Here is a 6,594-nt window from a genome sequence, read left to right as displayed (position 1 = left end):
GGCGCTTTCGCTTGCTAACTCGAGGTGGCGTATATTACGCTTTCCTCTTTCAGAGTCAACCCTAATTTTCAGGATTTTTTCTCTTTCTTCCCGGCCGCCGTGTGAAGTGAATCACTTGCGCCGTGTCGATGGAGGCGCATTATAGGGAGCCGGTTCAGAATGACAAGCGATAATATGCATTTTTTATCTGACCGCTCACTATTCATGCGTAACGCCTATTAAACCCGCTTTTTGATGGCTGCCGGCAGGTCCGCCAGGCTATTTAGCACCCAATCGGCCAGCTTTTCACCCTGCTCCGTCACCGGCTTGCCGGTACGCACCAGCACCTTGGTGCCGACGCCGGCCGCGATCGCCGCCTGCATATCTTCCGGTTTATCGCCCACCATATAAGAAGCGGCCATATCGATGTTCAATTCCTGCTGCGCTTGCAGCAGCATGCCCGGCTGCGGTTTACGGCAGTCACAGACCTGACGATACTCTTCCACTACCGCCTCCGGATGATGCGGGCAGAAATAGATGCCGTCGAAGTCGACGTCGCGATCGGCCAGCGACCAGTCCATCCACTCGGTCAGGTACATAAACTGGTCTTCGCTGAACTTGCCGCGCGCAATGCCCGACTGGTTGGTCACCATCACCAGCGCGAACCCCATCTTTTTGAGTTCGCGACAGGCGTCAATCACGCCGTCAATAAAGTGGAAATTGTCGATTTCATGGACATAACCATGGTCAACGTTAATCGTACCGTCACGATCGAGAAAAATTGCTGGAACGCTTTGTGTCACCGCTTTGCTCCTGAGGGGCTGAATACGCTGACAAGTATCGCATGTTTTACCCCGCACTGAGAACGCCGGAGAACGTCGCTGGTCGTTGACTTAGACGTCTAGACGCCTTAACATCTGAGTCATACCTTGGTTCCACGCCGAGGTTTACTTTTATCTAGCCACGGGCAACCACGCTAAAATAAGAAGAATATGATTAAACTTTCTAACATCACTAAAGTGTTCCAGCAGGGTTCGCGCACCATTACCGCGCTCTCTGACGTGACCCTTCACGTCCCTGCCGGGCAAATCTATGGCGTTATCGGCTCTTCCGGCGCCGGCAAAAGCACGCTGATCCGCTGCGCCAACATGCTTGAGCGCCCTACCTCCGGCCAGGTGCTGGTCGATGGCCAGGATCTGACGTCTCTGTCGGAAAGCGAACTGACGCGCGCCCGTCGCCAAATCGGCATGATCTTCCAGCACTTCAACCTGCTCTCTTCCCGCACGGTGTTCGGCAACGTGGCGCTGCCGCTGGAGCTGGACAATACGCCGCGCGCCGAGATCAAAAAGCGCGTGACCGAACTGCTGGAGCTGGTCGGCCTGGCGGACAAACACGACGCCTATCCGGCCAATCTGTCCGGCGGCCAGAAACAGCGCGTGGCGATCGCCCGTGCGCTGGCCAGCAATCCCAAAGTGCTGCTGTGCGACGAAGCCACCAGCGCGTTGGATCCGGCCACCACCCGTTCCATCCTGGAGCTGCTGAAAGACATCAACCGCCGTCTGGGCCTGACCATTCTGCTGATCACCCACGAAATGGACGTGGTGAAACGCATCTGCGACCAGGTCGCGGTCATCAGCCAGGGGCAGCTGATCGAAAAAGACAGCGTCAGCGAAGTGTTCTCACACCCGAAAACCCCGCTGGCCCAGCAGTTCATTCAGTCCACGCTGCATCTGGATATCCCGGACGACTACGCCGCGCGCCTGTCGCCGGAGCGTCAGGGCGACCGCCAGCCGCTGCTGCGCCTGGAGTTCACCGGTCAGTCGGTCGATGCGCCGCTGCTGTCTGAAGCCGCTCGCCGCTTCAACGTGAACAACAACATTATCAGCGCCCAGATGGATTATGCCGGCGGCGTGAAATTCGGCGTGATGCTGGCGGAGCTGCACGGCAGCGACGAAGACGCGCTGGCGACGATTAAGTTCCTGCAAGAAAATCAGGTAAAAGTAGAGGTTCTGGGTTATGTCTGAGGCAATGATGTGGTTGATGGCGCGTGGCGTGTGGGAAACCGTCATGATGACCTTTGTCTCCGGCTTCTTCGGTTTCGTGCTCGGCCTGCCGGTAGGCGTGCTGCTGTATGTCACCCGCCCGGGGCAGATCATCGCCAACAATTCGCTGTATAAGATCCTGTCCGGGCTGGTGAACATCTTCCGTTCCATTCCGTTCATTATCCTGCTGGTTTGGATGATTCCGTTTACCCGCATGATCGTCGGCACCTCGATCGGCCTGCAGGCGGCCATCGTGCCGTTGACCGTGGGCGCCGCACCGTTCATCGCGCGCATGGTGGAAAACGCCCTGCTGGAAATCCCGTCCGGCCTGGTGGAAGCCGCGCGCGCCATGGGCGCCACGCCGATGCAGATCATCAAGAAAGTGTTGCTGCCGGAAGCCCTGCCGGGCTTGGTCAACGCCGCAACCATCACCCTGATCACCCTGGTGGGTTACTCCGCCATGGGCGGCGCGGTCGGCGCCGGCGGCCTGGGCCAAATCGGTTACCAATACGGTTATATCGGTTATAACGCCACAGTGATGAATACCGTATTAGTATTACTGGTAGTTTTGGTTTATCTGATCCAATTCTGCGGCGATCGCATCGTCAAAGCCGTTACCCATAAATAATTTCACCGCATATTAATGCGAGTCTAATGAGGAAGGGATATGTCGTTAAAATTTAAATCCATCGCGGCAATTGGCGCACTGATCGGCACGCTGGCTCTGGCGGGCTGTGGCCAGGATGAAAAGAATCCGAACCACATCAAGGTCGGCGTGATCGTCGGCGCTGAGCAGCAAGTGGCTGAAGTGGCGCAGAAAGTGGCGAAAGAGAAATACGGTCTGGACGTTGAACTGGTCACCTTCAACGACTACGTGCTGCCTAACGAAGCGCTGAGCAAAGGCGATATCGATCTGAACGCCTTCCAGCACAAGCCTTATCTGGATCAGCAGATCAAAGACCGCGGTTACAAGCTGGTGCCGGTCGGCAACACCTTCGTTTACCCGATCGCCGGTTACTCCAAGAAAATCAAATCACTGGACGAGCTGAAAGAAGGTTCGCAGATCGCGCTGCCTAACGATCCGACCAACCTGGGCCGTTCGCTGCTGCTGCTGCAGAAAGTCGGTCTGATCAAGCTGAAAGACGGCGTTGGCCTGCTGCCGACCGTGCTGGACGTGACCGAGAATCCGAAAAACCTGAAGTTGGTTGAGCTGGAAGCGCCTCAGCTGCCGCGTTCTCTGGACGATCAGCAGATCGCGCTGGCGGTGATCAACACCACCTACGCCAGCCAGATCGGCCTGACACCGGCGAAAGACGGTCTGTTCGTGGAAGATAAAGACTCGCCTTACGTCAACCTGCTGGTTGCGCGCGAAGATAACAAAGATGCGGAAAACGTGAAGAAATTCGTTCAGGCCTATCAGTCTGACGAAGTTGACGCGGCCGCCAACAAAATCTTCAACGGCGGAGCGGTGAAAGGCTGGTAAGCGCTTATTCACCCATTTTATTCCTATAATTGCAAGACGGGCCAAGGCCCGTCTTGTTATTTCCGCCATAGCTTGCTTCAATAGCGCCACTTTCATTAAGGCAGAGGAATCTCAATGCGTGTTTTACCTCTCTGTTTGTTAGCGCTCGCGCTGGCCGGATGTTCATCGCAGCGTATCGCGCCGTCCTCAACAAGCAGCACCAGCAAGCCGACCACCACCGCTCCGGCCAAGACCACGCCGGCCGCCCGCCCCGCTCCGGTAAAACTGTACAAAAGTGCAGAAGAGCTCGTGGGCAAGCCGTTCCGCGATCTGGGTGAAGTGTCCGGCGAATCGTGCCAAACCACCGTGCAAGACTCTCCACCGAATCTGGCCACCGCCCGTAAACGCATGCAAATCCGTGCGTCTTACATGAAGGCCAACGCCGTGCTGCTGCACGACTGCCAGATTGTCAGCGGCGTCGCCGGTTGCTATCAACAGGCCGTTTGTCAGGGCTCGGCGCTTAACGTCTCGTCCAAATGACCGAATTCGTTTTCGAGCAGATCGGCGTGATCCGCTCGCCCTATAAAGAGAAATTCGCCGTGCCCCGCCAGCCGGGGCTGGTCGAAGACGGCGGCGGCGAACTGCTGCTGCTGCCGCCTTACAACCAGGCGGAAGCGGTGCGCGGCCTCAGCGATTTCAGCCATCTGTGGGTGATGTTCATTTTCCATCAAACCATGGAGGGCGGCTGGCGCCCGACGGTGCGTCCACCGCGTTTAGGCGGCAATGCCCGCATGGGCGTGTTCGCCACCCGCTCCACCTTCCGCCCCAACCCGCTCGGCATGTCGCTCATTGAGCTGAAGGGCGTGCGGGTGAAAAACGGTGAAGTGGCGCTGGAACTGGGCAGCCTCGACCTGGTCGACGGCACCCCGGTGGTGGACATCAAGCCTTATCTGCCGTTCGCCGAGAGCCAGCCGCAGGCCCGCGCCGGCTTTGCTCAGGCCGCGCCCGCCGGCGATATGCCCGTGCGTTTCGCACCGCAGGCCGAGCAGCAGCTGCAGCAACATCAGGCGCGCTACCCGCAATTAAGGCGTTTTATCAGCCAGGTGCTGGCGCAAGACCCCCGTCCCGCCTATCGTAAAGGAGAGGACATCGAACGGGATTACGCCGTCTGGCTGTTGGATTTCAACGTGCGCTGGCGCGTCGTGGACGGCCACACCGAAGTGTTGGCGCTCGACCCGCGTTAAAATTCCGCCGCCTCTCTTTTGGCGACCCGCTCGCGCTGGTAAACTAAACCACTTTTGTCACTTTTGGCCGCCACTCTGGCAGCCCGATGCAATTTGCAGTTCTAACGGAACCAAAACACCATGCGTACTAGCCAATATCTGCTCTCCACTTTGAAGGAGACACCTGCCGACGCCGAAGTGATCAGCCACCAGCTGATGCTGCGCGCCGGGATGATCCGCAAGCTGGCCTCCGGTCTTTACACCTGGCTGCCGACCGGCCTGCGCGTTCTGAAAAAGGTTGAAAACATCGTTCGCGAAGAAATGAACAATGCTAACGCGATCGAAGTTTCCATGCCGGTGGTTCAGCCTGCCGATCTGTGGCAGGAAAGCGGCCGTTGGGAGCAATACGGCCCCGAGCTGCTGCGCTTCGTCGACCGCGGCGATCGTCCGTTCGTACTGGGCCCGACGCATGAAGAAGTGATCACCGATCTGATCCGCAACGAGATCAGCTCGTACAAGCAGCTGCCGCTGAACTTCTTCCAGATCCAGACCAAGTTCCGTGATGAAGTGCGCCCGCGTTTCGGCGTGATGCGTTCCCGTGAGTTCCTGATGAAGGATGCCTACTCCTTCCACACCTCACAGGAGTCTCTGCAGGAGACTTACGACGCGATGTACGAAGCGTACAGCAAAATCTTCAGCCGCATGGGCCTGGATTTCCGCCCGGTGCAGGCGGATACCGGCTCGATCGGCGGCAGCGCCTCGCACGAATTCCAGGTGCTGGCACAGAGCGGTGAAGACGATATCGTGTTCTCCACCGGTTCCGATTTCGCCGCCAACATCGAGCTGGCGGAAGCTGTCGCGCCGGCAGAGCCGCGCGCTGCAGCCAGCGAAGAGCTGCGCCTGGTGGATACGCCGAACGCCAAAACCATCGCCGAGCTGGTCGAGCAATTCCAGCTGCCGGTGGAAAAAACCGTGAAGACGCTGATGGTGCGCGCCACCGAAGAGAGCGGCCATAAACTGGTCGCCCTGCTGGTGCGCGGCGATCACGAACTGAACGAAATCAAGGCAGAGAAGCTGGCGCAGGTTGCCGCGCCGCTGACCTTCGCCACCGAAGAAGAGATCCGCGCCATCGTCGGCGCCGGCCCAGGCTCGCTTGGCCCAGTCAAGCTGCCGATGCCGGTGGTAGCCGATCGCAGCGTAGCGGCGATGAGCGATTTCGGCGCCGGCGCCAACGTTGACGGCAAACACTACTTCGGCATCAACTGGGAGCGCGATCTGCCGCTGCCGCAGGTGGCCGATATCCGTAATGTGGTGGAAGGCGACGCCAGCCCGGACGGTCAGGGGACGCTGCTGATCAAACGCGGCATCGAAGTGGGCCATATCTTCCAGCTCGGCACCAAGTACTCGGAAGCGATGAAAGCGACCGTGCAGGGTGAAGACGGCCGCAACCAGGTGCTGACCATGGGTTGCTACGGCATCGGTGTCACGCGCGTCGTGGCCGCCGCCATTGAGCAGAACCACGACGAACGCGGCATCATCTGGCCGGACGCCATCGCGCCGTTCCAGGTGGCGATCCTGCCGATGAACATGCACAAGTCATTCCGCGTGCAGGCGCTGGCGGAAGAGCTGTACAACACCCTGCGCTCCCACGGCATCGATGTGATCCTCGATGACCGCAAAGAGCGTCCGGGCGTGATGTTCGCGGATATGGAACTGATCGGCGTGCCGCACTCTATCGTTATCGGCGATCGTAACCTCGATAACGAAGAGATCGAGTACAAGAACCGCCGCGTCGGCGAGAAGAAAATGATCAAAACCGGCGAAATCGTTGATTTCCTGCTGGGCCAGATCAAACGCTAAGCGCCGATCGCCAGAGAATAAAAAACCC

At 58.5% G+C, this 6,594-nt stretch carries 7 protein-coding genes; 6 read left to right on the top strand and 1 reads right to left on the bottom strand.

The annotated features are described in order from the left end of the window. Positions 1-218 precede the first annotated feature (218 nt). Positions 219-782 (bottom strand): D-glycero-beta-D-manno-heptose 1,7-bisphosphate 7-phosphatase, encoded by a 564-nt coding sequence (gene gmhB, locus AC2CGI_RS23445; protein ID WP_015378880.1) that lies wholly within the window; start codon positions 780-782, stop codon positions 219-221. A 189-nt stretch (positions 783-971) separates the two neighbouring features. On the opposite strand from gmhB, the gene metN reads away from it, so the two are divergent. The 6 genes from metN (at position 972) to proS (ending at position 6,566) form a co-directional block, all read left to right on the top strand. Beyond that, positions 972-2,003: a methionine ABC transporter ATP-binding protein MetN gene (gene metN, locus AC2CGI_RS23440; protein WP_004932012.1), complete on the top strand. Its 1,032-nt coding sequence runs from the start codon at positions 972-974 to the stop codon at positions 2,001-2,003. Beyond that, positions 1,996-2,649 carry a methionine ABC transporter permease MetI gene (locus AC2CGI_RS23435; protein ID WP_004932010.1) on the top strand — a complete coding sequence of 218 codons (654 nt, stop codon included), beginning with the start codon at positions 1,996-1,998 and terminating at the stop codon, positions 2,647-2,649. The genes metN and AC2CGI_RS23435 overlap by 8 nt, the downstream gene beginning before the upstream one ends. A 39-nt stretch (positions 2,650-2,688) precedes the next feature. Continuing rightward, positions 2,689-3,504, top strand: coding sequence for a MetQ/NlpA family lipoprotein (locus AC2CGI_RS23430; RefSeq protein ID WP_004932008.1), 816 nt, complete (start codon positions 2,689-2,691; stop codon positions 3,502-3,504). A gap of 114 nt (positions 3,505-3,618) precedes the next feature. Next, positions 3,619-4,023, top strand: coding sequence for an Rcs stress response system protein RcsF (gene rcsF / locus AC2CGI_RS23425; RefSeq protein WP_004932006.1), 405 nt, complete (start codon positions 3,619-3,621; stop codon positions 4,021-4,023). Next, positions 4,020-4,727: a tRNA (N6-threonylcarbamoyladenosine(37)-N6)-methyltransferase TrmO gene (gene tsaA / locus AC2CGI_RS23420; protein WP_004932003.1), complete on the top strand. Its 708-nt coding sequence runs from the start codon at positions 4,020-4,022 to the stop codon at positions 4,725-4,727. Before rcsF ends, tsaA begins: the two co-directional genes overlap by 4 nt. A 120-nt stretch (positions 4,728-4,847) precedes the next feature. Continuing rightward, positions 4,848-6,566 carry a proline--tRNA ligase gene (proS, locus tag AC2CGI_RS23415; protein ID WP_015378882.1) on the top strand — a complete coding sequence of 573 codons (1,719 nt, stop codon included), beginning with the start codon at positions 4,848-4,850 and terminating at the stop codon, positions 6,564-6,566. Positions 6,567-6,594 lie beyond the last annotated feature (28 nt).

It is taken from the genome of Serratia sp. LSHTC3 (assembly GCF_057197125.1).
The sequence above is the reverse complement of the archived record's forward strand: the minus strand, read 5'-3'. Positions and strand labels throughout refer to the sequence as shown.

Bases quoted from the DNA above. Each gene is read 5' to 3' on its own strand.
- metN (WP_004932012.1), top strand. From the start codon at position 972: ATGATTAAACTTTCTAACATCACTAAAGTGTTCCAGCAGGGTTCGCGC.
- AC2CGI_RS23435 (WP_004932010.1), top strand. From the start codon at position 1,996: ATGTCTGAGGCAATGATGTGGTTGATGGCGCGTGGCGTGTGGGAAACC.
- AC2CGI_RS23430 (WP_004932008.1), top strand. From the start codon at position 2,689: ATGTCGTTAAAATTTAAATCCATCGCGGCAATTGGCGCACTGATCGGC.
- rcsF (WP_004932006.1), top strand. From the start codon at position 3,619: ATGCGTGTTTTACCTCTCTGTTTGTTAGCGCTCGCGCTGGCCGGATGT.
- tsaA (WP_004932003.1), top strand. From the start codon at position 4,020: ATGACCGAATTCGTTTTCGAGCAGATCGGCGTGATCCGCTCGCCCTAT.
- proS (WP_015378882.1), top strand. From the start codon at position 4,848: ATGCGTACTAGCCAATATCTGCTCTCCACTTTGAAGGAGACACCTGCC.